Raw genomic sequence first — 24,200 nt, 5'->3', positions numbered from 1 at the left:
ACCTATACTAATGAAATGTCCTTCCAAAACAAGATCTTACAGCGCTGTGGACTACTTAACTCTAAAAATATTAACACGAATAACTGGTTTTGGCATGTAACCTAACCCCATGATTTGTTAGAGAGGCGCGGCCTTTAATTCCTAAATTTGTCATCTGTCACTGACCTTTACATCAATTTAAGTTCAAAAAACAATCCATTGATTTTAACAAGGTCCAAAGAATGCAAGCTCCCCGTCCTATGAGCACGTTTAATAATATTTTAAAAAAGCCAATTGCGGTTACCATTACTATTTTTTTTCTATTTACCATCACTGCTAATTCAGCTGAAATATGCAGTTTAGAAGATAACTCAGAATATTCAGGTCTGATAGGCAGTGTAAAAGCGCTAAATGAAAATATGAACAAAGTACCCACTGAATGTAAAAGCGCAAATGGCAGTAATACTGTTGAGGAAGCCAAGAAACTTCAAGACTCGGCAAGCAAGTTAAATGATTACTGGAAAAATTATAGCCAATCGCCTCTAAATCCCACTGATTACAGTCAAGTCGTTCAATCTGCTGTGAGTTCTGTGTCATCAATAAGTAATAATATTTTGGCAAGTCAGAGCAACGAAATTTGTGGCAAGTATCTTAAAACAAATGATGGTTTGGCCTTTATCAGTAAACTATCTGATGTGATGATGAATCTGGCTCCTCTTGCCATGGTAGCTAAAGTTTTATTTCCAACCATGGGAGTTTCCATTTCCTTTATTATTGGTGCTGGAGCCGTATTACAGATAGTTCAGATGGTTTCAGAAATGTTTTTAAAGGATGCCATCAATTTGGAAGACCCAGAACAAAGAAAGATTATTTTAAAAAGCGTTTGTGATTATAGAAAAATTCAAAAAAATATTGATTATATGGTACTAATTTCGGAAGGAAATCAAAAGATAGCAGACTCTAAACAACAAATTGAAACGAGCCTGATAGAGCTAAAAAATCATTTACCTGCCGAGCTCAAACCTAAGGTTGATAACTATTATACTAAGAGAGTTGAGCTTATTGAGATCGCTAAACAAATAGGCATGGCCAAGCAATATCTTGAAAAGATCAATGCCGCTCTCGATGTAAATTCTGATTTATATTACCAATGCGCTGCAGCTGCTGAAATTATGAAAAAAAGCAACTTAAATACTTTAAAAATATTCAGTGAACCTACACCTAACTTACCTCGAAATAGTTCCTCAAATCTTAATTTAGACTCATTAATTATTCAGTCAACTAGCCAGTCCATTTTATATTATAAAAATAAAATATTAACTGAAATCAGTTCCAAAACTCCCGATTTCAAGAATTGCGCCGCCTATGTAAAGAGTTGGAAGGAGAACCTTGCATCCTTAACTAGTCAGCTAGCATCTAATAATAATAAGAAAATTGAAAATTTATATTTGGAACTGCAGTCGGATAAAAGATTAAAGGACTGGGCAAAAATAATGTCAGAGAAAAATTCAGATTTAGAGTTCTTTAATAGGGTTCAGTCTTTTATGGCGAATACAACACCAAAAAGTGCTGTCATATCAAAAGCCGACCTTTACATTGAAATTAGCAAAGTACGTCAGTTCTTATTAGGTGAAGGTAAATTCAGTATTCAAAGACTTGGAAAAGTAACCCTTGTTGGGGCTTGGCTCAAACTTATGAGGGAATATTACAATAAATTTGAGCAAAGTTTTCAAGCCAACTTTTCCCAATTTAATGACAGACTCGAAGTGATGAAGAATGACCTCACCTACTCCAGAGTTAATGAAAAAACTCTATCGAAAAATGAAAACTCTTTAATGTCCGGAAATATTGAAAAAATTTCTAGTGAAAAATATAATAAAAACTCCAATACCGAGCCATGGTTAAAAGTTTGCTTTGGACTCCAAAGTCTTTATCTTGAATCTGATAAAGCGATGACATTTTACAAGGCCATAGATTTTTTCTGTAAGACCATTGAGGATCTTAAAGAGGAACCAGGTATAGACTCCTACATTAGAACAACTTGTTTTGGAAGTTTTAATAAAATTGTTGGCCCCCAAGAAAAATCAAATACGTCTTGGTTATCCATAACAAACACTTCTTTTAAAAATTCAAAATCTCTTGAAAAAAGAGCACAGCTGATACGACTTAAAATGGCAGAGCTATCCTGTCCTTCACCAGAAAAAAAGAGGTAGGATTTTTTTGATCTAATTTAGATCTTTATTGACAGTTTCGGCCTCTGGAAATGGGTTTTGGTGAAATTCTAATAGTGCAAGTTTCAAAGGGCTGTCTATCAAAACGAAGATAGTGAATCCAAACTTCATTTGTCTCTGAATTGAAATCCAATTTGCTCCACCAAAAGCCTTCTTTGGCGCCCCACCCCAGACTCACCTGGAAAAGAGGATCTGCAGAGATTGGAAGAACAGGCTTAAATTGCTCAAAGGAAGCACCACTTAGGACCATGGGAACATTGTCCAAAAGATAAATTGCTGTCGAATGCTCATGACCATTTAGTAAGGCCGTGATTTTAGGAGCGTGCTTTTTAATTAAGGACCGAACTCCTGTTTGAAACCGAAGCCGATCTTCCCATGCATGATACGAATTCAATGTGACAGAGGGGTGATGGTAAATGAGAAATATCATTTTTTGTTTTGCATTTGATAATACTTGATCAAGCCATCTTACTTGAATATCTGCATTTAATTTATTATCAGAATTGAGGACTACAAATAGAGCGCCATTAAACTCCTTTGCATAATATTCTCCGGGAAGTTTAAAATAACTTACTTCCGCATCATAACTAGAATGATGATTTCCAATAGCCACTAAGGGAAATTGAAAGCCTTCTTGTTTCCAATCGTTCCAAACATACTCATAGGATTGAAATGGTTTGTAAAGATTATCTCCTAAACTAATAATTTCTTTAAAATTGTTTACTGCTAAAGATTGTTTCAGCAACTGAGTGGTATTATTTTTGACTCCGGCATCCCCAAGCAGAATAAATGATTTCCAACTATTTGCCGTCTTTGAGTAGGTCGCTTCAAAACCCTGAGCTGTTATTGCAAAGATAAAAAGAACTTGAAGGCTCAAAAAATATTTAACAAGCATATTGCTAATCTCCTAAATTTAGTTAACCTTAATTAAGGACGTTATGAATAGAATATCAATCTATTTTTTAAAGGCCCAAAGAGAGTTTTTATGAAAAAAAAGGAAAGATGGGTTATTAAAGCTGGTAGTCAAATGGTTTGTGAAGGCGGGCCTTTGCTCATACGTACTTGGATGAACCAAGTTCTTAAATTGCGAGATCAAAATATCGATGTGATTTGGGTAACCTCAGGAGCCATTGCCCATGCCTCTGATAAGTTAAAATTTAAAAAAACAAAACGAAGTCTTATTGAAAAGCAAGCCCTTAGCGCTATTGGACAACCCTTGGTCATGGAAGAATACAATTTAGCATTAAATGCCAACCAAATGTTGGGGGCTCAAGTTCTTTTGACAGCCAATGATATGAAAGACCCTGTTCCAAGAAAAAATTTACAGAATACCCTTAATCAACTTCTCCAAATGAAAGTGATTCCGATCCTCAATGAAAATGATGCTGTTGCTACCGAAGAAATTCAATTCGGAGATAATGACTCTCTCGCCTCTCAAGTGGCCATCATGATGAAAGCCAAACTTTTGGTGATTCTCACCGATGTCGACGGGTTATTCGATGAGGATCCAAAAAAAAACCAAAAGGCCAAGCTCATTCCCTATTTGCCAAAAGTTACAAGTAAAGATCTGAATCTTGTAAAAGGAAAAACCACATCTCAACTTTCTCAACGAGGAACGGGAGGGATGCACTCAAAACTTCTCGCAGCACAAAAAGCCGGACTGTCCAAAATCATCACTCACTTGGTCCGCGGAGATCTTCCCCACAACCTCACAGAAATAGCGAATGGAAAAACTGTAGGCACACAAATTGGAGGAAATCTTGTTAAACAAAAATAAAGTGATACTTCCTCAAGAAATGGAAACAGCCCTAGAAGCCTTAAAAAATTCGGCCCTTAAACTCAGACAACTATCCACTGAAAAGAAGAATGAAGTTCTCTTAACTCTTGCGAAAAACTTATTAACTCAATCTAGTTTAATTTTAAGTGAGAATTCAAAGGATTTAGCTAAATTATCAGCTGAAAGTTCACAGGCCTTTCGAGATCGTCTTACTTTGACACCATCTCGAATTTCATCTTTAGTTGAAGGGCTAAAACAAGTAGCCCTTCAACCTGATCCTGTTCATGAACTGGTTGAAAAAAGAACTCTTCCAAATGGACTTCAATTAAAAAAAATTCGCGCTCCTTTGGGAATTCTTTTTATGATTTTTGAATCCCGTCCCAATGTGATCTTAGAATGTTTTTCCTTAGCTTTCAAAGCAGGTAATGGAATTATTTTACGAGGTGGATCCGAGTCACAGCATTCAAATAAAGTTATTTTCAAAATTATGGAAGAAACTTTAGTAAACTGCAACCTAAGCTACCCCGTTTTTTATGGCATTCAAGATTACGATAGAAAATGGGTAGAATGTCTTTTAAAACGCACTGATCTTATTGATGTGGTCATACCCAGAGGCGGCGAAAAACTGATCCAGTTTGTCCAGGAACAATCCCTTATGCCCATTATCAAAAATGATAGAGGCCTTTGCCACACCTATGTTGATGATGAAGCTAATTTACAAATGGCTCTCGACATCGTCACCAACGCCAAAACTCAACGACCTGGAGTCTGCAACTCTCTTGAAACGGTATTGGTTCATAAAGATTTGGCAGCATTATTCATAGAAAAACTTTATGAACACACCAAATCAATTGGGCTTCTATGGCGAGTCGATAAAGAAAGTCTAAATATTTTAAAAAATAAATCCAATGTTCAGTTAGCCTCAATTCAATTAGCTACTACAGAAGACTGGGACACTGAACACCTTGATTTAATTATCAATTGCCGGGTCGTTGCGGATCTGGAGGACGCCATCGAACATATTGAAAAACATGGCTCTCTCCATTCTGAGGCAATCATCACTTCAAATGAAAAAAAGGCTCACCGCTTTCAAGACGAAGTCGATGCCGCCGTTGTGTATTGGAACGCTTCAACTCGGTTTACAGATGGTTTCGAATTTGGTCTAGGGGGCGAACTTGGGATCAGCACTCAGAAACTCCACGTCCGTGGGCCTGTAGGCTTAAAAGACCTCACTACTCCACGCTGGATTGTTGACGGTACTGGACAGATTAGAAAATAAAGTAAAATAGATTTATTTCTTTAAAAGCTTATTTCTTTAAAAGCTTAGATTTTGCATATTCAAAGCCAATTTTTGCCATCGCGTAGGCTTGAGTATTTTGGGCTTTTTTTTCTAATTCTTTAGCTTTTTTTAACGACTTTGATGCGGCTATTTGCAAAAGCGGATGGCCAACTTCAAGTCCTTCAAAATCACCATCATGTACCCAATCAGTGGCAATTTTATCCATATTGTTAAAGGTCTTAGAAAACTGACTTCGAAGCAATGAACTTCCTGGGAACTCTACTTTAACTTTTTCTTTTACCTCTGACTCAGAAGAATCATCGATCGAATCACTAACTGAATTCGGCTCTCCTACTTGCTCCTCAGCTCTTAAGTCTTCAACAGCAATACCTTCAGAATCAATTTCAGTTTTGAGTTTAGGAGCTGACTTAGGCTCTTTACTAGGTCTTCTTTTGTGTGCTTGCATTTTTACTCCCTCTTTTAGATTATCCACAAAAGTATCACCACTTGATTCCATTTTTGTGGTCGCGTCCCTCTGATGTTTTTTGATTAGTTCCTTTTTCTTATTAATTTCAAATTCCTTTATAGTTGGCATGCTGCCTCCTTTGAATTAAGCCCTTCTTCAAATATTAAAACCCTAAAATTTCTAAAGAAACTAAGTCGTAATCTTCTTTAACGGCCGATTTCGTAGAAAAAATTGATTTCGTTGTCCCAAGGGTACTTTTAGCTTCTGAAGAAATTCGGACATAATTTTTCATCATGGATTCAGGATATTTTTCAATAAATTGTTCTAAAAATAACGAACTCATTTTTTCTCTACCATCAAATTTTGTGAATAAAATCTTATAATCGCATTTTAGCTTGAAATCTTTTTTAATTTCATCTAATTCGGTTCTGTTTTTTTCAAAACCTAAAATAGAAAATTTATCTGGATTCACTGGTAATATAATTTCATCTGAAGCCACGGTTACAGCTGTATTGAGAGCCGACAATGCTGGCGCTGTATCTATCAGAATCAAATCATAATTTAATTTAACTTGATCCAGTGGTCCTTTAACAGCCTGAGACCAATTTCTATTAGAATTAATTAAGACTCTTTCTAAAACAGAGTTATTTAAACTCGATGGAATCAAGTCTATATTTTCGTTGACTGTTAAAATACACTCTTCAATGGTTTTTTTCTTTTCAAAAATATCTAACCAAACAGAGACATTTTCATCCTCGTGCCCAAGAGCAAAAGTCAAATTCGCTTGTTGATCCAAATCAACAAATAAAACCTTAGCTCCATACATGGCCGCCCTTATTCCTATATTAAAAATACTCGTCGTTTTTGCGACTCCCCCCTTCAACATTTGAATGGATATTATTTTATGAGGGTAGCTGTAACCATTGTGAATTAGAAACTCCCGGACCAGCTCTGGAGGTAAATAGGCTGGCACTTGCTGAAGATGAAAATAATTAGTTATTTCCTTTTTAAGGGAAGACAAAGGTTGTTTAAGAAAAACGCTCAGATCGATTAAAGAAAGATTCATGGATGATCTTGAACTCAGGTTCTTTTTTTCAACAACTGATTTTTTCATAAAACCTTCCATTGGCTATGTTTATAGTTCAATTTCAAAAAAGGGTAAACAATTGCTGTTGAATAACTGAGTGCGACAGCATCTTCCTGAGGAACTGCCATTTCTTAAACTCTAAGAGCGTGTTTGAAAAGTCTTAAATCGAGGCCGCAGGAGGGAGACGACTGAGGCTTGGCACTGCCAAGTCGCAGGGAGTCCGACCGACGAGAACAAAGATTTAAGACTTTTCAAACACGCTCTAGGGATTTTAAAAAATCATTTACCAACTTACTTCGTTCCTCACCAAAAACAGGTCGAACCCCCATGGGAAACTCTTTAAACAATTGAGGGTTCACTTCCAATAAAAATCTCGAAGTACTTACCTTCTTTATCACTCCATTTTTTTTACGATTTTGACACTTAGTTAGAATGAGATGTTCTTGGGCCCGGGTGACTCCCACATAGAATAATCTTCTTTCTTCATCAATATCATGGCCTAAATTTTTATGAGGTAACAAATCTTCCTCAATTCCGCAAAGAATGACGACGGGAAACTCAAGTCCTTTAGACGCATGCAAAGTCATTAATTGAACTTTTTTCTTTTCCGCTTCGTCTTCCATCACATCTTCCCTTAACAGCAAACTCTCAATAAATTTCTTCAATGATTCCGCAGAGACTTCTCTCTTATTTAGGTAAGAATCCATAATTCGACAAAATATTTCTACTAAGACCCAACGTTTATCACCTACCTTTAAATCCTCTGACAGACTAAACAAGTATTCCTTATAGCCAATACTTTTAAGGAGGCTCAAAAATCTTTCGCCAGGAGTGTTCCCTTCGATAACTAAAGCTTCCCGAGTTAAGCTTTCAAATTCTAACTGAGACTTCATCTCTTTTTTGTCTGAAAATCCCAAAATTCTGTTTGGCAAATTTTCCAAAAAATTAAATAAAAAATCTAAACTTTCACCTGACTTTTGAGTGACGTTAAGTTGGCTCCACTCTTTGGCCGCCTGAATAAAAGAAATATTTTTTTTCTTTGCATGTTCAATCATTTTCTCGATCGTTGTTTCGCCAATTCCCCGTGATGGAATATTTATAATTCTTTTCATGGTGACGTCATTTCCAGAAAAAGAATGTCGCAAAAAAGCAATTATATCTTTTATTTCTTTTCTTTCGAAGATAGAAGACCCACCGCTGATAGCGTAATCAACATTATTTCTTCTGAGGCTGCTTTCAATCCAAGCCCCTTGAGAATTTGACCTATAGAGAATGGCAATATCGCAAGGGGCATAACCTTGCTTAATAAAGTTAATAACTTCATTACCAATAAACTCACTTTCATCTTCTTCATTTTCGAGAACAAAAAATTCAGGAATATGATCTTTTTTTCTTTTACTTTCAGCTTTGAGAACTTTTCCATGTCGGGATTTATTTTTTGAAATCACTTCATTAGCAAAATCTAATATAGATGAAATGGATCGGTAATTTCTTTCTAATTTGATGACTTCACAAGTTTTATGTTCCTTTGGGAAATGTAAAATATTTTTCACTTCCGCTCCACGCCAACCATAAATAGATTGATCATCATCACCAACAACGCTGATATTTTTTTGGTCGTTAATCAAGTGGTTTATCAGTCGCATTTGAACGTCATTTGTATCTTGAAACTCGTCAACCATAATTTGTGAAAACTGTTTTTGTACAATTTGTTTAATTTCAGGATTTTTTTCAAATAACTCTAGTGGTTTTAACAACAAACTTTCAAAATCAACAACACTTAAAATATTCAGCCTTTTTTCATATTTAGGCGCTAACAATTCTGCCATGACATGATATTCATCAAAAGCTTCTGTTTGTTTGTTTTTTTTAGTTCGGATATTTTGAATCAAATTGTAAAGATTTTCCAAATCAAACTTATCACGACCTACTACCTTGTTTTCCTTAAGAAGCTCTTTGATAATGGCAAAGGAATCAGAGGTATCAATAATTCCAAAATGTGAATCAAGCCCCAACTCCTTATGATATTTTTTAATCAGGTGAAGACCAAACGAGTGAAAGGTTCCAGCCCATATTTTTTTGGCAGGGGCACCTACCTTTTGCGAAACTCGGTGCTTAAGTTCTTTGGCGGCTTTGTTTGTGAACGTTAATACCAATATCTCATTTGCTGGCGAAATTTTTTCAGTAATCAATCGACCCGTTCTTGCCACCAGCACCGTGGTCTTCCCAGAACCCGCACCAGCTAAAATCAAAAGTGGCCCATAATTATGAGCCACTGCTTTTTGCTGTTCAGGGTTTAATCCTTGGTACCATGACATTTCATTTAGGATCTATTGTGGATCAAGACTTTCACTTCATCTGGAAAAATAACTTCAATTTTGTCAGGCTGAACACTTTTTATATAACCTAAACCAAATTTAGGGTGTTTTAACTTAGTGGAAATCAAAAATTTTGTTTTCATATTGTAATCCAACATATCAGCCTGAGCTACCGATTCAAGAAGAGCTTGATACTCATTTTGGTGGGAAGATTTTCTTTGCCCCTCAGATATAGCTCTTCTGGGAGATTTGGCGCTGCTAGGCTTACCTGAGGGATTCGTAGCCTTCTTCGCTGTCGTCTTAGGCAAGGTGTAAACTTTTTTAGAGTGACAAACCTCGCACTCAATTTTGGCCTTTGTATCAGAAGTATGAGCCAATACCTTGTGGTATCGATCCGCATCACATTTTTTGCAAAAAGTATAAAAAGATTTCGCAACTGGAGGTAGGACATTTTGGCTGGTCAAGGTATCACTCATTTTAATTCCCCTTAGGTCTATATATATTTAAAGCTGTTTTGAGATTATTCTGATAAACCTCGGAAGCACTTAAATAAAATGGCCCTTCTTTATTCTGAATTTTTGTTTGTAAGTCAATCATCGATTTTTCATTTTGTGGATCGATAATGAGCTCCGTTTTTTCGTACCGTTCTAGGAAGACTAAATCAGGTTCTTTGGAAAAAAACAATTCCCAATTATTTGTATCGACCAAAGCTCGGTAGGTAATCGTCTTAGCATGGGAATGAACGGGGGCATAGGCTCCAATAATTTCAAGATGACCATAATGGGAATGCAATTTTAGTGCTGGACTTCCCCATTGGGTCATGCCTGAACACATCTCTACGTTGGCATACCATAAGCCAAAGGCTTTGGATAAAAATCCAAGACCATAAAATTGATCTTTCTTTTCTAAAAAGCTATTTAAAGAGCATAAATTATGAGCAACCCATTCTCCTTTATGCATTGTGGGAATGATAATAAATAAGGACAAGGGCACCCAGTCTATGGGTGCCAAATTGGGAAGAACCGCCTTTAAAGCCTCTGGAAGTTTGTCTTTCTTGTATGCAAAGCCGCAGACAAAGCCAGGCATCACTGCACAATCATAAAACACCCATCTGGGCATGGGCATCGCCGAAGGACCAAATGCCGTATTTTCAATATGGTAAATATATTCTGCAAATGGCAGCTCCGCTAAATCAAGCGGGTCTTTATAAATGGGTTCTTTATCAAACCAATTCAACCGATGTTTTTTGCCTGGCTGTGAAATATGATTTTCATTCCTAACAAAAACATAGGGTCTTATATTTTCAGAATTCCACCATGGAATATTCTCACTTAAAAAATTTATATTTGAATTTAGCATCGAGCTCCATTGTGTTTACTTCAGAGGAGAAATCATCTCTTCTGGTCTTACATATTTATCAAATTGTTCTGCAGTTAACAAACCCAATTTAATAGCTTCTTGTTTTAAAGTAGTTCCATTCTTATGAGCGGTTTTTGCGATTTTAGCCGCATTATCATAGCCAATATAAGGATTTAACGCTGTTACCAACATCAAAGAATTGTCTAAATGATTTTTAATTTGCTGAGTGTTCGCCTGAATTCCCTCTAAGCAGTTCACCCTAAAACTGTCCATCGCATCAGAAAGCAATCTCAGACTATTTAGAATGTTAAAAACAATAACTGGTTTAAATACATTCAATTGAAAATGTCCATTCATTCCACCAATAGTAACCGCGACATCATTACCAACGACTTGAGCGCAAACCATCGTCATGGCTTCGCTTTGAGTGGGATTTACTTTTCCTGGCATAATAGAGCTTCCAGGCTCATTTTCAGGCAAGTGAAGCTCCCCAATTCCGCATCTGGGGCCACTGCCAAGGAGTCGGATATCATTAGCTATCTTCATCAGGGAAACTGCTAAATTCTTGAGGGCCCCGCTGACTTCGACCAAGGCATCGTGAGTGGCTAGAGCTTCAAACTTATTCTCTGCCGTAACAAAAGAAATCCCCGTTTCCTTAGCAATTGATTCGGCCACCTTGACAGCAAAATCTGGATGGGTGTTTAACCCCGTCCCCACGGCTGTTCCACCAATGGCCAACTCATGAAGGTAGGGCAATGTATTTTTAACCCTTTGCAAAGAATGCTTTACTTGAGTTGAAAACCCTGAAAATTCTTGTTCCAAAGTTAAGGGCGTCGCATCCATCAGATGAGTTCTTCCAATTTTTACAATGCCTGCAAATTCATTTTGTTTCTTAATCATCGAAGAAAAAAACTTTTCCAATGCTGGAATTAATCGATGATAGACCTGATCAGCAACTGCCAAATGCATCGCAGTTGGAAAGGTATCATTAGAGGATTGCCCTTTATTAACATGATCGTTTGGATGAATTTCTTTTGATGGCAGAGTTAGGGATTGCATTTGCATGGCTCGGTTGGCAATGACTTCATTGGCATTCATATTCGTTTGCGTTCCCGAGCCAGTCTGCCAGACCACTAAAGGAAAGTGAGCGTCTAATTTCCCCTGAATCACCTCATCCGCAGCCATTGTAATAAAATTTGTTTTTTTATCATCCAACAACCCTAGGTGGTTATTCGTCATGGCCGCACATTTTTTTAAAACGCCCAAGGCCTTTATTAATTCACGCGGAAAGCGATCTCCACCAATTTTAAAGTTTTCCGTAGATCTTTGAGTTTGCGCACCCCAAAGAGCAAGGCCTGGCACCCTGACATCTCCCATGGTATCTTTTTCTATTCGAAAATTTTTATCCGCTAAAATTTGACTTAAAGTCATTGGTTCCATTGTATGATTCATATTTCCTCCATCTTTGACTTGAGTTTATTCTTTATTTCTTTCTGTAAACCAGGCCTATATGTGCTTGATCCGTTGGGTAAATGACCATTTCTTGAATATTGACATGGGCTGGTCTTTCTATGGCCCAGGTTATCGCCTCTGAAATATCCTTGGCGGATAAAGGTGTCATATTTTCATAAACTTTATCTGATAATTTTTTAGATCCTAAACGGACTTCCGAGAACTCCGTATGAACCATACCTGGTTCAATGTTAGTCACCCTTATTCCAGACCCTAGAAGATCCTGGCGCAAACCTTCAGAAAAAGCACGTATAGCAAATTTAGTAGCGCAGTAACTGGTTCCACCCGGATAAACCCAACGACCCGCAACTGATCCCAAATTAACAATATGGCCATTTTTATTTTTCTGCAAATAAGGAATCACCCATAAAGTTAATGCCATTAATCCTTTGATATTTGTATCAATCATCACCTCAATATCGCTCCATTGACTGTCTTGATACTTATCAAATCCTTTGGCTAACCCAGCAGAATTAATTAATACACTGACTTTTTCAAGGTGCTTTTTATTTTTTTGGGCCCAAGATTTAACTTTTTCAAAGTTTTGCAAGTCTAATGAAAAAATCAAGCACTTTACTTTAAAAGCACTTTCAATCTGGATTTTGAGATTAACTAATTTTTCTTTTCGACGAGCTATCAATATGAGAGAATACCCTTTTTCAGCCAAATCCAAGGCCGTTTGAAGTCCAATTCCCGCACTCGCCCCTGTGACTATGGCCCATTTCATTCACACCTCTATTCTGCAGACTTATTTAATGTTAATGCCCTATTTACTGAATTATTTTCTGATTTACTTAGAGAATTAATGTTTGACTTAAATTCTTTAAAATGGTTCCAAACAACTCTTTTCAAATCAGTATTCCCGTGAATACGCAATGGAGTGTGGGTCTCTAGCACCTTCGCTTTATTGAATAAATAAATATTTTGACTTTGAATGGGTTCAACTAAAAGCAAAAAAATAAAATCCGCCTTTTCAAAGTTTAATAGAAAATGATAGATCTCACCCATCTCTGATTCATTGGTCTCCCAAACTTCTATTTCCTTAATATCCAATTCTAGGGAGGCCACCATTTTTTTAAAAAGCTCCCAATATTCATTTTTAAACAGAGAAATTAAAGGATCTTTCGAAAAATTTTGATTAATAAAAATGTATCTTGCTTTTGAGACTTTTTTCTCAAATGACTGTTCCTTCTGCAATAACTCATGTCCATTTTGCCAATTAATTTTTTTAGACAAAGAAGTCTCAGCTTTATATGAAGACTTAGAAAAGGAATCTACTTCCTGAACTACCTCCTTGGATTTCTTCTGAGCTGTCTCCTGAATCAAAGTCACACCATAGATTTGATTAAAGTATTGAATATAATTTAAGGCCTGGTTTTTGTCTTGAGTCATCATTATTTTGTTTAACTTTATACGATGGTTTTATTTGCATTAACAAATCAAATATGTAAAATAATTACAACCAAAGGTCGATATGCATCAAGAATTTAATTTAGCAAATCTAAACGTTGAAAAAAACAAAAATCCCCATCCTAAACCAACGCCTGATACCAATCTGGGCTTTGGCAAGTATTTCACTGATCATATTTTTACAGCCACTTTTAAACGCAACCAAGGATGGCACCATTTTCAAATCAAGCCTTATTCACACCTCAGCATGGATCCTGCTGCCTGCGTTTATCACTATGGACAAGCTCTCTTTGAAGGACTCAAGGCTTTCAAACAACATGATGGGAAAGTGGCTATTTTTAGACCTGAGTTTAATTCCAAAAGAATGAATACCGGCTGTCAACGCTTAGATATGAGCGAGGTCCCCTCTGAATTGTTTGTTGAATCTATTAAGAAACTTGTTTCCTTTGAACGAGACTGGATCCCCGAAGGAAATGGAAAAGCCCTTTATATTCGACCCACCCTTGTTGGAACCGAAGGGTTTTTAGGGGTTCGTCCAAGTGATGAGTATTTGTTTTTTATTCTTCTCTCACCCGTTGGTTCCTATTATACAAGCGGCGCTAAGAGTGTTCGTATCTGGGTTGAAACTGAAGAGATTCGAGCGGCTCCGGGGGGGCTCGGTGCCATCAAGGCTGCCGCCAACTATGCAAGCTCCCTTCATGCCGCTGCCAAACAAAAGAAAAATGGATTCGACCAAGTGCTCTGGCTAGATGCTATCACTAAAGATCAAATTGAAGAAGTGGGAACCATGAATGTTTTTTTTGTTCTCAAAAATGAAATTGTAACTCCCGCTCTAAATGGGTCCATTCTTCCTGGCGGCATTCGCGAGTGCACACTAAAAATTCTTAAGGATTGGAAGATGCCCATTGTGGAACGACCTATTACCATGACCGAGTTAGTTTCCGCCTACAAAAAAGGTGAATTTAAGGAAATGTTTGGAACGGGAACGGCAGCTGTAATTACCCCCGTAGGTGAACTCATGTACAAAGATTTTCCAATGATGTTAGAAGCTAATGATAGTTCCTTATCTACAAAACTTTATAAGGAATTTACAGATATCCAGTATGGAGTCATTCCAGATAGATACAACTGGTTAACATTCATCTAAATATTTATATGTTTTTTTATTCGATTGAATTTTAATTTTATTTATTTTACATAAATCAGGAGAGTTGATGAGTTCTTATATCCCTAAGCTAAACCCTATAAGAAATGTGCCCACCAAAAGCCCTTGGCAAAAAGGTGATTATCTTGTTCTTTTTGGAGAGCTCTTCCAAAGAGGCTATGCAAATGGACTTGTTGAGGAAGCCGCTAAAATTGAAATGACCCTTATCAAAGGCACCGTGGGCCGCCGAGAAAAAGAAACTCTTCGCCCTTTAAACGAAACTGAATTAAATCTTGTTAAAGAGAAAATCATCAATATTCCCTTAGAAGCGGGTTTTGATTTAGAGCCAAATAGTCAGGGGCTAACTCCCGTAGATTATTTAAAAGACATCAAATTGAGTGATTGGGAAAATGCAAAGCTGAATTGGCCCTTGATCGAAGAAAGTCGAAAAAAAGGAATTGAACGTTTCAAACAGAATCTCAAATCTTACTTTCTTGAATTAGAAAAACATATTGAACCAGGTAAAAATGTTCTTTTTGCCCATCTCATGGCAGGTGGCGTTCCAAGAGCCAAGATTATCATGCCTTTAATGAATCGCGTTTTTAAGGGAACCGGAGATCGACATATAAATTCTGAAACTTTTTGGAATTCTGATTTAGGAAAATTGTGTCAGTTAAGCTTTAACGAGGTTACTGCTGAAACTTATAAATATCTTTTAGAGCTGAGTGAGTCATTTCGAGAAAAAATTATTAAAAATGGTGGGCATGTTTCTTATCTGGCCTACGGTTACCATGGAACAGAAATTATTATTGATGATACCCTTGTCTGGCAATCTTACACTCCTTACCTACAAGGATGGGCAAAAATGAAATTGGAAGAAATTTCATTTTTGTATCAACAGAAAGGCATTTCTACTTGTGTTTATAACTGCCCTGAAATTTTAACTAACTCTAGTTCCATTTTTCAAGGAGTTGAAGTTTCTCTCTACCCCTTACTCTATTCACTACAAAAAAATCCTACCAAAAATAATCTTAATATAATTAATAAATGTATGTCCCTTTTAAAACCGGATGTGACAGCTCCTGATTTAAAAAAACACTTGAACCAATATTTTTCTGTAGCCAATTCAAAATTAAATTGTATTTTTGAAAAATGGCCTCAGCATTCGAGTAAAACTCAAATGGAAATCATGTTAGATTGCTCTGATAATTTGATAGCTCTGCATCATGATTCCAAGAATCTAATTACCTCTGTTTTAAGCGAAGTTGTTTTCCAAAGTTGTGGCTATGTCATGCTTCATGACAGTTGGAAACCAAAATCGTCTGTTTCTTGGATAGGACACGATCTGGTAACTCACACACAAAATGCCCTTAATTAAATTTTATTATGTAAGCCTGGAATTTTATCAAGATATTTTAAAGCAAATTAAAACTGCTGAAAAAAGCATCTATCTTGAGGCCTACATTTTTGAACTTTTCCCACTAACCAAAGAATTAATTGAACTTCTTGCTATGGCACAAAAAAAAGGTTTGGAGGTAAAAGTTATCTTTGATGGTTTTGGATCTATTTCCTTTTTAAATAAATCAAATACCTATTTAGAAGAGATGGGCATCAATTTTCGCATTTTTAATCCTTTATTTTTTCCTTTTAAAAAATGGAGAAATATCAATTATATATTTTCATTTTTTAAATTTTTAAAAATTGGCAATAGAAGAAACCACCGCAAACTGTGTATTATTGATGATAAAACTGTTTTTATCGGTTCACAAAATTGGTCTCTTAATCATGTGATATCAGAAAAAAATTTAATCCCTTGGCAGGATATCGGGTGTAGAATTGAAAATGACAATTTTTCAGATCTTATTAATTCGTTTAAACAAATATGGCAGATTTCCCAAAATAAGTATCATTTCAGGCCATTTAATGGCTACGTCAGAGTTAAAAATCACAACTTACAAGTAAATAATTTTAAATTAAATTTTTCATTTCTTCAAAGATATAAAATATATCGATTCTTGTTGCAAAAAATTAGAAGTTCAAAGTCTTCAATTATTATTGGCAGTGCTTATTTTATTCCCAAACGATCATTCATAAGGGCCTTAAAAAAGGCAAAAAAACGGGGCATTCAAGTTTGCATCGTCACTTCTGGTCCAACCGACGTCCTTATGGTTAAATTAGCTGCCGTTGGTCTCTATGAAAAGCTTCTAAAAGTTGGAATACCTATCTATGAATACAATCGAACTCATTTCCATTCAAAATATTTTTTATTTGATAATGGCAGCTTAATTGTAGGTTCATATAATATGAATCATCGAAGCCTTTTACACGATTTGGAGATACTATATGAAATAAAGGACCAATACAAAATTAACGAATTCCTTGAATTAACAAAATTAGATATGATGAATTCCACACTCCTAAGTCTAGAAAGTATTAAAAATAGACCTTGGTATGTTAAATTAATTTCTAAATTACTTTATCGAATCAGATATATTCTGTAGCATATACCCATGTTCCTAAGATTTTTGAAAATATTATTATTTTTGGTCAGCACCTCATTTTCTTCAATTTTGCTTGCCCAAATTCCTTTAAATTTCCCGGCAGAGTTTAATAGTATTCAAATTTTACCACAAAAATTTGAATACACTCTTTTGGACTCTTCATCTATCAAACTGGGCGACATCATAATTGACTCGAAAACTTTAAATCTAAATCTAGAACTCAATCCAAATAATTTTAACGAAGGGAGATTTCTATTTAGTTGGCCTGCAGGCCTTCTTAAAGAAGGGGAATTACTAATTTTCAACAATAATGGGAAATCTATCTTTAGCAGAGATATTTCAAAGGAAAAAATTAAAATTGTTTCGGGTGAAAAAAATTCCAATTCATTAATACGCAATGAAATTTCATTATTTACAACTGAGTATCTTGATGAAGAACTTATTGAAGAAATTAAATATTTACCTTTTTTTAAATTTTGCGTTGTCAAAAAAGAAAGAATTACAAAGATTGAGCTTTGTTCCTCTGAACTTTATGTCTCAACTGAAAATGATAAACTCAGAATCAAGGAAAGAAAAACCAATCCTCAAAATGAAGCCAAAGTTATTATTAACGGAAAAGAGGCCGGCGACCAAGGTATTGTTTTTTTGAATGCAGAAAACGAAAATTTAAATTTTAAAGCGCAAAGCGAATCTGGAGCTCTCTTAGAAATAGTCACCAGACTTCAGCACATTCATTTCAATGATGTTATAATAACTTCTAATAGGAATTTTATAAAACTAAAGGCCTCTGGAAGCTTTCCCGTGAATGAGACTGGTGTCAAGAGACTGGGTCCTGATTCCTGGGAAATAACCCTGCCAATTGAATTTCCTGTATTTTATGTTCAAGGAGAGGGCGGCATTCCGATGAGGCAAGAGTTCAATATCAAAGGTCCATTACCTCATGAAAAATTAAGAAGTTATGCTGTAGGATCGCCAAAAACTAAAACATATTCATCTGAAGCCACCATCGAAGGACGGTTGCCCAAGGGAGCTACTATAAAATCGAAAGAAGATACATCTGAAGTATCTCTAAAAAACAAACAAAATTTTTTATGGACTCTTAAAAAGTTAAATCCAAGCTCTTGGAATCATCGCAATTTAACTGTCCTCAGTGGCGAATCTGAAGCCACTATTGGATATGATATTTTTCGAGGTTATCGCAATGATTTTTTAATAAAATCAGAACTCCTCACTCCCATTAATTTAATAAATCTGAGTATGGAATTTTCCTCTTGGCTAAATGATCTCTCTTCTGGATTATCCTTAAAATATTTAACGGCAATTTCCAAGCCACCAAACATCACAAAATATTCAAATATAGATTTTTCTTATATCTTCAGACCCTCAAAGGGAATAAATTTCATTGATCCTTCGTTTTTTTTAGGATTTTCTTATAAAATATTGCAACTCAATGATTCTTCTTTTTCATTACCGGGTGTTTTACTGGGCGATAAAAGAAAACCCACTTCTTATTGGTACTCGATGATTGCAGACTGGTACCAGTGGAAATTGGAATACTTTATTGGACAAAAAGTAAATTCTATAGATCTAAAGTCCATTATGTTGTTTGAATTTACCAATTTCTATTCGTTAACCTCAAATCAATATTTAAACTACTCTTTGGGCTTTTTGAAATATCAAATTGATTCAGAATCAGAATCAGATTCAGAATCTGCTCTGGCAAAGAATCAACTGATGATAAACCTGGGATGGAATAGACAATTCTAAGAACATGTTTTAAAAGTCTTAAGGTTTTTCAAACACGCTCTAAGGTTCTCTAACTTTTATAAGAAGGAAAGCTCCCAATCCAAATAAAACAACGAGTCCAAGTAAACCTAACTCAGATTTTCCAGTAAACAAGACGGTTAAAGCAACAATAAATGGGCCTAAAACCGAAGCAAATTTTCCAATTAAGTTCATAAATCCAAAATATTCCCCACTCTTTTCTTTTGGAATCATTTTAGAAAACATGGAACGACTTAAAGATTGAATTCCACCTTGCGCCATACCGATAATAATTGCTAGCAGGTAAAAGTGAATTGGCGTCTTCATTTGGGTTGCAAATATAATGGCTAAACAGTAGATGCCAATACAAATGAGAATTGGTAACCGGCACCCCCATTTTTTTGCAAAATAACCAAACAAATAGGTACAAGGAAAACCAATAAACTGCGTAATTAATAAGGCTCCAATCAGATGCTTTGGCTCAAAATTTAAAGAGATCCCATAATCAACCGCCATCACAATGACAGTGTAGACACCATCGATGTATAGCCAAAATGCCATCATAAAGAAAAATAAATTTTTATCGCTAACAATATCTGATAGAGTCGCTTTGAGCATGAGAAAGCTCTTTTTAGCCAGCCCCCCCCAACTTTGTTTAGGTTTAAGGTTTAAAGAAGGCTCTTTAACATAAATTATTAATGGAATTGAGAATAAAAACCACCACATAGCCACACTTAAAAAAGAAAACTTTACAGCCTCTGTTCCACTGGAAAATCCAAAAAACTCAGGATTTAGGTACATGACAACATTTAGTAGAAAAAGTAACCCGCCTCCTAAATAACCTAAAGAATAACCCAGAGCCGAAATAAAATCTAAATCCTTTTCTTCTGCAACATAAGGTAGCAGGGAATCATAAAAAGTATTACTAGCATTAAAGGACATCATTCCCAAACCATAAAAAATCATGGCTAACAACCATTTCCCTTGGCCGATAATTCCTAAACTCGCGCAGGAAAGAACTCCTACAAACATAAAAAAAACTAAAAAAAACTTCTTCAAATGTTTTAAATCAGCAATAGTTCCAAAAATAGGAGACAAAATGGCAATTAAAAAGCTGGATATTCCAATGGTCGTTCCTAATTTCGAAGTTGTTTCAACGGATGAAAAGCCTTGGCTCCAGTATGTTTTAAAGAACAAAGGAAAGAAACCAGCCATTACCGTCGTTGAAAAACTGCTATTAGCCCAGTCATAAAGAACCCAGCTAAGTGTTTTCTTATTGTAGGTTCGACTCATACAAACTTCCTTGCAATTTCGATATAATTTGGGAGATCCAACCTTTGCTCTCTTTTAATTTGTGTAAAATCCAAAAGGTAGCTATTCAAATCAATTCCAAGGTCTGAACTTTTCACTCTGGATCCATATAAGCTGTCACCACAAATAGGAAAACCTCTATAACTTAATTCTAACCTCAACTGATGAGGCTTTCCTGTTACCGGGTTGAGAATCCAAAAAACCCGATGATTCTTTATTTTCTCTACCCGGGCCACCGTCATAGCCAAATCCCCGATGGGGCTGAAAAAAGATCGCTTTTTTCCTCTTAAGATTTTTGACTCCCACTGAAAGGATTCCCCCTCTTTTATTTCAAGACAAAGACGGTGATTAGGAACGCTTAATGGCCAATGATCAAAGGATTGCATTTCCGATTGAGCTTCGTAAAACTTAAGAATTTTTCTCTCTTCGAACCAAGATTGAGCCACTCGATGAGATTTTTCATTTTTTGCAAAACCTACAATACCAGAAACCTCATAATCTAACCGATGCACAGGAAATAGTTTGATTTTGCATTTTTCTTGAAGAAGGGTACCTAACACTGGACGAGAATCCTTGATCCTTGGAGGCACTGTTAAAACCATTGACTTTTTTTCAACGAAAATGAGATCCGAATTTTCATAAACAATCTTCATTTTTTTCCTATTCCAATTAAAAATATTTCCTTACTCATTTTTCTTGTTGAATCTGGTTTAAGAGCTTCTACTTGTTTATATATTTTTTTCAATTCAGAGACTAAAATTTTAAAATCATTTCCATGAAATAGTTTGCAAACAAAACTTCCTTCCGATTTTAAGTACAATTTAGAAATCTCTAAAGCTTTTAAACACAAATCTAAAGATCTAGCTTGATCTGTCAATTTGATTCCCGTGGTCTTAGGTGCCATATCAGATAACACCACATTGAAACTACTTACCTGATTGAACTGTAGAATCTCTTGCCAATTCATTTGATAAATATCCTGCTGACAAAAAATATATTTGGCATTTTTAAAACTCACTGGACTTAGATCTACACCTATCACTTTGCCAAATTCTCCAACCCTCTGAAGCGCATATTGGGACCAGGAACCAGGACTAGCCCCCAAATCAAGAACGACATCATTTTTTTTAAAGACTTTAAACTTTTGATCTATTTCCTCTAATTTATAAATAGACCTGGCTACATAGTTTTCTTTTTTAGCCTTCTTAAAATAATGGTCTTTGGGATTGTAATTCATATATAACGCATATCTAAGAATTACACTATTGTCCATTTATTATAATTAGCTTAGGGTAACCTATGGAATTAATCTGGATAATGGGTTTCTTTTTTATTTTTATCACCTTTGCATTTATCACTGTTGCCTTTTTTTTCCCTGAATGGTTAGGGATTACTGGAAAAAAAGCTCAAGATGTCATCTCTTCCCACAAAGATGATTCCAATAACTCACCATCTGTATAGCCATTAAATTACAAGTACATCCTGTACAGAAGTTGTTATTAGAACGTGTTTGACAAGTCTTTTCAAGAGCGCTCTTACTTTTTGTTGAATAAAACGGTTACAAAGTCCTTTAAATCCATAGTGAAAATGTTGTCATTTTTTTTATTCTTTTTAATAAGCATTTCTACAATGCTCAGTTCTCTTCGTGCTGAAATGAAGGTCGAATCCATTGCTAATGATTTATCAAATGATTTTTTTGCGTTTAACAAATCATTTTTAGACTTGTAATATAAACCCATAACATACGGATATAAGGAATCATAACGTTCATCGGGTGAGACTTGCATTAAATCCATTTCAATTTCTTTAACTAATTCTCTATCTTTTTTACCCATGACTTTACCCAGCTTTGCCCAGGCTAAAAAAATGTTTAGTTGAAAAATATTGCTACTTAATCGACCCGCTTCCTTTAGCTTTTCTAAAGCTTTAGAAAACTCATTTAAAAGTAGGTCTTTTCGAGCCTCTTCAACCAGCTGACTTGCTTTCAATCGATTTGCTGATTCATTTTTTTCGGCGTCTTGTTCCATTTTTTTCTTATCTTCACTATTTATACTGTCAATGGCTTGGGAAATTTTATTATGTATTGCCATCCATATTTTTAATATCTTAATTTGGTTTTGATTTGGTTGAACTCCAATTAAGTTTTTTATTTCCTCTTTAGCTAATTCTTTACTTGTAAATTGAGAAAGCCCCAAAGCTTGAAGTATTTCAAAGTTATTTTTATCTTTAAGTTGAATCTGAAGCTTTTGCAAAAATACAATATGCTCACTTTCATTTTGAAAGTAAATTTCCTTCGAGAAATAAATTAAACCCTTTGTTAATAGAAAATGGAGAGCTTTATACAATGCCGTGTGATTATATTCCGGCTTATTAAGCAAAGAATTCAGAGTATTTTTTTGTTGCAATGCTACGTCGAGTCCAGGCAAGCTCATCACTAAATTCATCCCCATGGCTGGATGATTCATTTTAAAGGTACTTGTCGGTATGATTAAATGCCCGGACCACATGGCATATAGACTTTTTAACCAGTTGATCGGAATTTTAGAGGCGATCCAATCATTCAAATAATTTAATAGTATATCCGAATCAATACAAGGTTGAGTTAGCTCCACTTCACTGGCTGCAAAACTTAGTTTGACATTTTTTTCAGTAATAGTTTTAGACAGTCTGACATTCATTTGTTCAATCATCGTCATGTCTAAGGCATGCGGACTCATTAAATTTGATGATATGAGTCTCTGACCTAATCTCTGATTGTTTTTAGTTTGTAGAGCTTTTTGAATATCTTCAGGGGAAACAAAACCACCCTGTATGAGCATCTCTCCTATATAAGTAGACTTATCTTCGATATCAACTCCCACAATACACCCATTCGAAAACGAAATGCCTGAGACACTCGAATCATTAAAATAGATATTTAAATATCCTGAACTTTTAGACTCCGTTAGCAAACTATAAATAAAGGGCAAATCAAATCCAGATATTTTTTCAATAGATTCAATTATTTTTCTTTTTTCCCTTGTAGAAACCAAGTCTTTCGAAAATGTTTGATACAGGATCTTTCTTGGAGAGTCACTTTCAGTGGACTTTTTCTGAACGAGTTGAATCACCTGCTCAAGATCAAATGGTTTTTTAATAAATGCAGAAGCTTGTGTCGTTTTTAATAGCTCCTGAATTGAACTTTTATCAGTATAAATTCCCGACATCAAAATGACTTTAATTTTTTTATTAGCAAATTCTTGTTTGATTTTAATGGCCAACTGATCTCCTGAGGAACCAGGCAGAAAGCAATCCAGAAACACATACTCCACACTTTCTGTATTTAAAACTTGTAAAGCTTCTGTAGCTGTAGCTACCCCCAACACACCCAAAGACTTTTTTTCAAAAGCTTCCTTCATGGCTGTTCTTAGAAACTCGTCATCTTCAACGATCAATACGGCGGCACTTCCCATGGCAACGCTATCGGAGATCTACACAAGAAAGATAAGGTTTTTTTTAAAAAAAATTAACTCCCCTAGACTTTTCTCTAGTAAAAATTAGAACGCACTTGAAAAGTCTCTTCAAACACGCAGGAGTTAAGCGCGGTCTTACTTTGTAATAAACTTAAAATATTTAGACTCGATGACATCCATTTCCATAATGGCACTGGATTCATCTAGGACTTTTTGTGGTGGCATCACGGCAGTGTCGGTAAACTCTTTACCATAACTAAATAATACATTTTTTTCAGTTCCATTTTCATCATTGTAGTAAGGAACAAAAAAAGATAGAACCTTTCCATTACTAGGTAAAAACCCATCAACCATGTTTACTTGATCGATAATAATTTTTGGACAATTGATAAAACTTAGTTCGCCAGATTTATTTGAAGAAAGCCATTTTATCCATTCTCTGATTCCGCAAGAGTTTATGCTCTTAATATTTTTAAAATCAATTTCAATTTTTTTGGCTTCAGAAATTTTATAGATACCAAAATCGACATCTTCATCGATAATACCAGATATCGTGATCTTAAGCTCATTTCCGACAGCATTTATTTTTAAATCAAATTTGTTCATAAAA

21 protein-coding genes and 1 pseudogene are annotated in these 24,200 nt (G+C 35.4%); 8 read left to right on the top strand and 14 right to left on the bottom strand.

Annotation, left to right across the window (positions count from 1 at the left end; all coding sequences use genetic code 11):
- The first annotated feature begins 221 nt into the window (after window positions 1-221).
- Entirely contained in the window at window positions 222-2,192 is a 1,971-nt protein-coding gene (locus J0M15_11685) for a hypothetical protein (GenBank protein MBN8537705.1), read from the top strand.
- 25 nt (window positions 2,193-2,217) lie between these two features.
- Here the strand turns inward: J0M15_11685 and J0M15_11680 are convergent, their stop codons facing one another.
- The gene (locus tag J0M15_11680; protein MBN8537704.1) at window positions 2,218-3,105 is read right to left on the bottom strand and encodes a hypothetical protein; all 888 of its coding nucleotides are present in this window, start codon (window positions 3,103-3,105) and stop codon (window positions 2,218-2,220) included.
- A 90-nt stretch (window positions 3,106-3,195) separates the two neighbouring features.
- On the opposite strand from J0M15_11680, the gene proB reads away from it, so the two are divergent.
- Window positions 3,196-3,987, top strand: a complete 792-nt coding sequence (proB, locus tag J0M15_11675) for a glutamate 5-kinase (GenBank protein ID MBN8537703.1) — start codon at window positions 3,196-3,198, stop codon at window positions 3,985-3,987.
- A gap of 19 nt (window positions 3,988-4,006) precedes the next feature.
- Window positions 4,007-5,266: a glutamate-5-semialdehyde dehydrogenase gene (locus J0M15_11670; protein ID MBN8537702.1), complete on the top strand. Its 1,260-nt coding sequence runs from the start codon at window positions 4,007-4,009 to the stop codon at window positions 5,264-5,266.
- 28 nt (window positions 5,267-5,294) lie between these two features.
- Here J0M15_11670 and J0M15_11665 read toward each other — a convergent pair whose 3' ends face one another.
- The 8 genes and pseudogenes from J0M15_11665 to J0M15_11630 all read right to left on the bottom strand — a co-directional run bounded on the left by J0M15_11665 (window position 5,295) and on the right by J0M15_11630 (window position 13,400).
- Entirely contained in the window at window positions 5,295-5,861 is a 567-nt protein-coding gene (locus J0M15_11665) for a hypothetical protein (protein MBN8537701.1), read from the bottom strand.
- Window positions 5,862-5,895: 34 nt separating this feature from the next.
- Entirely contained in the window at window positions 5,896-6,798 is a 903-nt protein-coding gene (locus J0M15_11660) for a ParA family protein (protein ID MBN8537700.1), read from the bottom strand.
- A 272-nt stretch (window positions 6,799-7,070) separates the two neighbouring features.
- Window positions 7,071-9,137, bottom strand: a complete 2,067-nt coding sequence (locus J0M15_11655) for a UvrD-helicase domain-containing protein (GenBank protein MBN8537699.1) — start codon at window positions 9,135-9,137, stop codon at window positions 7,071-7,073.
- Window positions 9,138-9,142: 5 nt separating this feature from the next.
- On the bottom strand, window positions 9,143-9,613 hold the full coding sequence (locus J0M15_11650; protein MBN8537698.1) for a hypothetical protein: 471 nt from the start codon (window positions 9,611-9,613) through the stop codon (window positions 9,143-9,145).
- A gap of 1 nt (window position 9,614) precedes the next feature.
- Window positions 9,615-10,496 carry a hypothetical protein gene (locus J0M15_11645; GenBank protein ID MBN8537697.1) on the bottom strand — a complete coding sequence of 294 codons (882 nt, stop codon included), beginning with the start codon at window positions 10,494-10,496 and terminating at the stop codon, window positions 9,615-9,617.
- A 15-nt stretch (window positions 10,497-10,511) separates the two neighbouring features.
- A complete protein-coding gene (gene fumC / locus J0M15_11640; protein ID MBN8537696.1) occupies window positions 10,512-11,927 on the bottom strand; it encodes a class II fumarate hydratase in 1,416 nt (471 codons plus the stop codon).
- Window positions 11,928-11,979: 52 nt separating this feature from the next.
- A pseudogene (locus tag J0M15_11635) lies at window positions 11,980-12,741 on the bottom strand (SDR family NAD(P)-dependent oxidoreductase).
- A gap of 2 nt (window positions 12,742-12,743) precedes the next feature.
- Entirely contained in the window at window positions 12,744-13,400 is a 657-nt protein-coding gene (locus J0M15_11630) for a hypothetical protein (protein MBN8537695.1), read from the bottom strand.
- 82 nt (window positions 13,401-13,482) lie between these two features.
- Here J0M15_11630 and J0M15_11625 point away from each other — a divergent pair, with 82 nt between their 5' ends.
- From J0M15_11625 to J0M15_11610, 4 genes are all read left to right on the top strand, one after another.
- Entirely contained in the window at window positions 13,483-14,565 is a 1,083-nt protein-coding gene (locus J0M15_11625) for a branched-chain amino acid aminotransferase (GenBank protein MBN8537694.1), read from the top strand.
- A 79-nt stretch (window positions 14,566-14,644) separates the two neighbouring features.
- Entirely contained in the window at window positions 14,645-15,940 is a 1,296-nt protein-coding gene (locus J0M15_11620) for a hypothetical protein (protein ID MBN8537693.1), read from the top strand.
- Complete coding sequence (locus tag J0M15_11615) at window positions 15,927-17,063, top strand: phosphatidylserine/phosphatidylglycerophosphate/cardiolipin synthase family protein (GenBank protein MBN8537692.1); 1,137 nt, start codon at window positions 15,927-15,929, stop codon at window positions 17,061-17,063. The genes J0M15_11620 and J0M15_11615 overlap by 14 nt, the downstream gene beginning before the upstream one ends.
- A gap of 24 nt (window positions 17,064-17,087) precedes the next feature.
- Window positions 17,088-18,830, top strand: a complete 1,743-nt coding sequence (locus J0M15_11610) for a hypothetical protein (protein MBN8537691.1) — start codon at window positions 17,088-17,090, stop codon at window positions 18,828-18,830.
- Window positions 18,831-18,869: 39 nt separating this feature from the next.
- Here the strand turns inward: J0M15_11610 and J0M15_11605 are convergent, their stop codons facing one another.
- From J0M15_11605 to J0M15_11595, 3 genes are read right to left on the bottom strand one after another with little or no spacing between them, the layout of a single operon-like run.
- A complete protein-coding gene (locus tag J0M15_11605) occupies window positions 18,870-20,120 on the bottom strand; it encodes an MFS transporter (GenBank protein MBN8537690.1) in 1,251 nt (416 codons plus the stop codon).
- Window positions 20,117-20,791 carry an RNA pseudouridine synthase gene (locus J0M15_11600; GenBank protein MBN8537689.1) on the bottom strand — a complete coding sequence of 225 codons (675 nt, stop codon included), beginning with the start codon at window positions 20,789-20,791 and terminating at the stop codon, window positions 20,117-20,119. Before J0M15_11600 ends, J0M15_11605 begins: the two co-directional genes overlap by 4 nt.
- Window positions 20,788-21,375 carry an RlmE family RNA methyltransferase gene (locus J0M15_11595; GenBank protein MBN8537688.1) on the bottom strand — a complete coding sequence of 196 codons (588 nt, stop codon included), beginning with the start codon at window positions 21,373-21,375 and terminating at the stop codon, window positions 20,788-20,790. The genes J0M15_11600 and J0M15_11595 overlap by 4 nt, the downstream gene beginning before the upstream one ends.
- 62 nt (window positions 21,376-21,437) lie before the next feature.
- On the opposite strand from J0M15_11595, the gene J0M15_11590 reads away from it, so the two are divergent.
- Complete coding sequence (locus J0M15_11590) at window positions 21,438-21,599, top strand: hypothetical protein (GenBank protein MBN8537687.1); 162 nt, start codon at window positions 21,438-21,440, stop codon at window positions 21,597-21,599.
- Between the two features lie 74 nt (window positions 21,600-21,673).
- Here the strand turns inward: J0M15_11590 and J0M15_11585 are convergent, their stop codons facing one another.
- Window positions 21,674-23,590 carry a response regulator gene (locus tag J0M15_11585; GenBank protein ID MBN8537686.1) on the bottom strand — a complete coding sequence of 639 codons (1,917 nt, stop codon included), beginning with the start codon at window positions 23,588-23,590 and terminating at the stop codon, window positions 21,674-21,676.
- Between the two features lie 135 nt (window positions 23,591-23,725).
- A complete protein-coding gene (locus tag J0M15_11580) occupies window positions 23,726-24,196 on the bottom strand; it encodes a hypothetical protein (protein ID MBN8537685.1) in 471 nt (156 codons plus the stop codon).
- Window positions 24,197-24,200 lie beyond the last annotated feature (4 nt).

The organism is Deltaproteobacteria bacterium (assembly GCA_017302835.1).
Taxonomy (GTDB): domain Bacteria; phylum Bdellovibrionota; class Bdellovibrionia; order Bdellovibrionales; family Bdellovibrionaceae; genus UBA2316.
Note: the sequence above shows the minus strand (reverse complement) of the source record. Positions and strands in the feature narration are given on the sequence as shown.

What these genes read in the sequence shown, in the direction of transcription:
- J0M15_11685 (MBN8537705.1), top strand. Translation starts at nt 222, where the DNA reads ATGCAAGCTCCCCGTCCTATGAGCACGTTTAATAATATTTTAAAAAAG.
- J0M15_11680 (MBN8537704.1), bottom strand. Translation starts at nt 3,105, where the DNA reads ATGCTTGTTAAATATTTTTTGAGCCTTCAAGTTCTTTTTATCTTTGCA.
- proB (MBN8537703.1), top strand. Translation starts at nt 3,196, where the DNA reads ATGAAAAAAAAGGAAAGATGGGTTATTAAAGCTGGTAGTCAAATGGTT.
- J0M15_11670 (MBN8537702.1), top strand. Translation starts at nt 4,007, where the DNA reads ATGGAAACAGCCCTAGAAGCCTTAAAAAATTCGGCCCTTAAACTCAGA.
- J0M15_11665 (MBN8537701.1), bottom strand. Translation starts at nt 5,861, where the DNA reads ATGCCAACTATAAAGGAATTTGAAATTAATAAGAAAAAGGAACTAATC.
- J0M15_11660 (MBN8537700.1), bottom strand. Translation starts at nt 6,798, where the DNA reads ATGAATCTTTCTTTAATCGATCTGAGCGTTTTTCTTAAACAACCTTTG.
- J0M15_11655 (MBN8537699.1), bottom strand. Translation starts at nt 9,137, where the DNA reads ATGTCATGGTACCAAGGATTAAACCCTGAACAGCAAAAAGCAGTGGCT.
- J0M15_11650 (MBN8537698.1), bottom strand. Translation starts at nt 9,613, where the DNA reads ATGAGTGATACCTTGACCAGCCAAAATGTCCTACCTCCAGTTGCGAAA.
- J0M15_11645 (MBN8537697.1), bottom strand. Translation starts at nt 10,496, where the DNA reads ATGCTAAATTCAAATATAAATTTTTTAAGTGAGAATATTCCATGGTGG.
- fumC (MBN8537696.1), bottom strand. Translation starts at nt 11,927, where the DNA reads ATGACTTTAAGTCAAATTTTAGCGGATAAAAATTTTCGAATAGAAAAA.
- J0M15_11630 (MBN8537695.1), bottom strand. Translation starts at nt 13,400, where the DNA reads ATGACTCAAGACAAAAACCAGGCCTTAAATTATATTCAATACTTTAAT.
- J0M15_11625 (MBN8537694.1), top strand. Translation starts at nt 13,483, where the DNA reads ATGCATCAAGAATTTAATTTAGCAAATCTAAACGTTGAAAAAAACAAA.
- J0M15_11615 (MBN8537692.1), top strand. Translation starts at nt 15,927, where the DNA reads ATGCCCTTAATTAAATTTTATTATGTAAGCCTGGAATTTTATCAAGAT.
- J0M15_11605 (MBN8537690.1), bottom strand. Translation starts at nt 20,120, where the DNA reads ATGAGTCGAACCTACAATAAGAAAACACTTAGCTGGGTTCTTTATGAC.
- J0M15_11600 (MBN8537689.1), bottom strand. Translation starts at nt 20,791, where the DNA reads ATGAAGATTGTTTATGAAAATTCGGATCTCATTTTCGTTGAAAAAAAG.
- J0M15_11595 (MBN8537688.1), bottom strand. Translation starts at nt 21,375, where the DNA reads ATGAATTACAATCCCAAAGACCATTATTTTAAGAAGGCTAAAAAAGAA.
- J0M15_11590 (MBN8537687.1), top strand. Translation starts at nt 21,438, where the DNA reads ATGGAATTAATCTGGATAATGGGTTTCTTTTTTATTTTTATCACCTTT.
- J0M15_11585 (MBN8537686.1), bottom strand. Translation starts at nt 23,590, where the DNA reads ATGGGAAGTGCCGCCGTATTGATCGTTGAAGATGACGAGTTTCTAAGA.
- J0M15_11580 (MBN8537685.1), bottom strand. Translation starts at nt 24,196, where the DNA reads ATGAACAAATTTGATTTAAAAATAAATGCTGTCGGAAATGAGCTTAAG.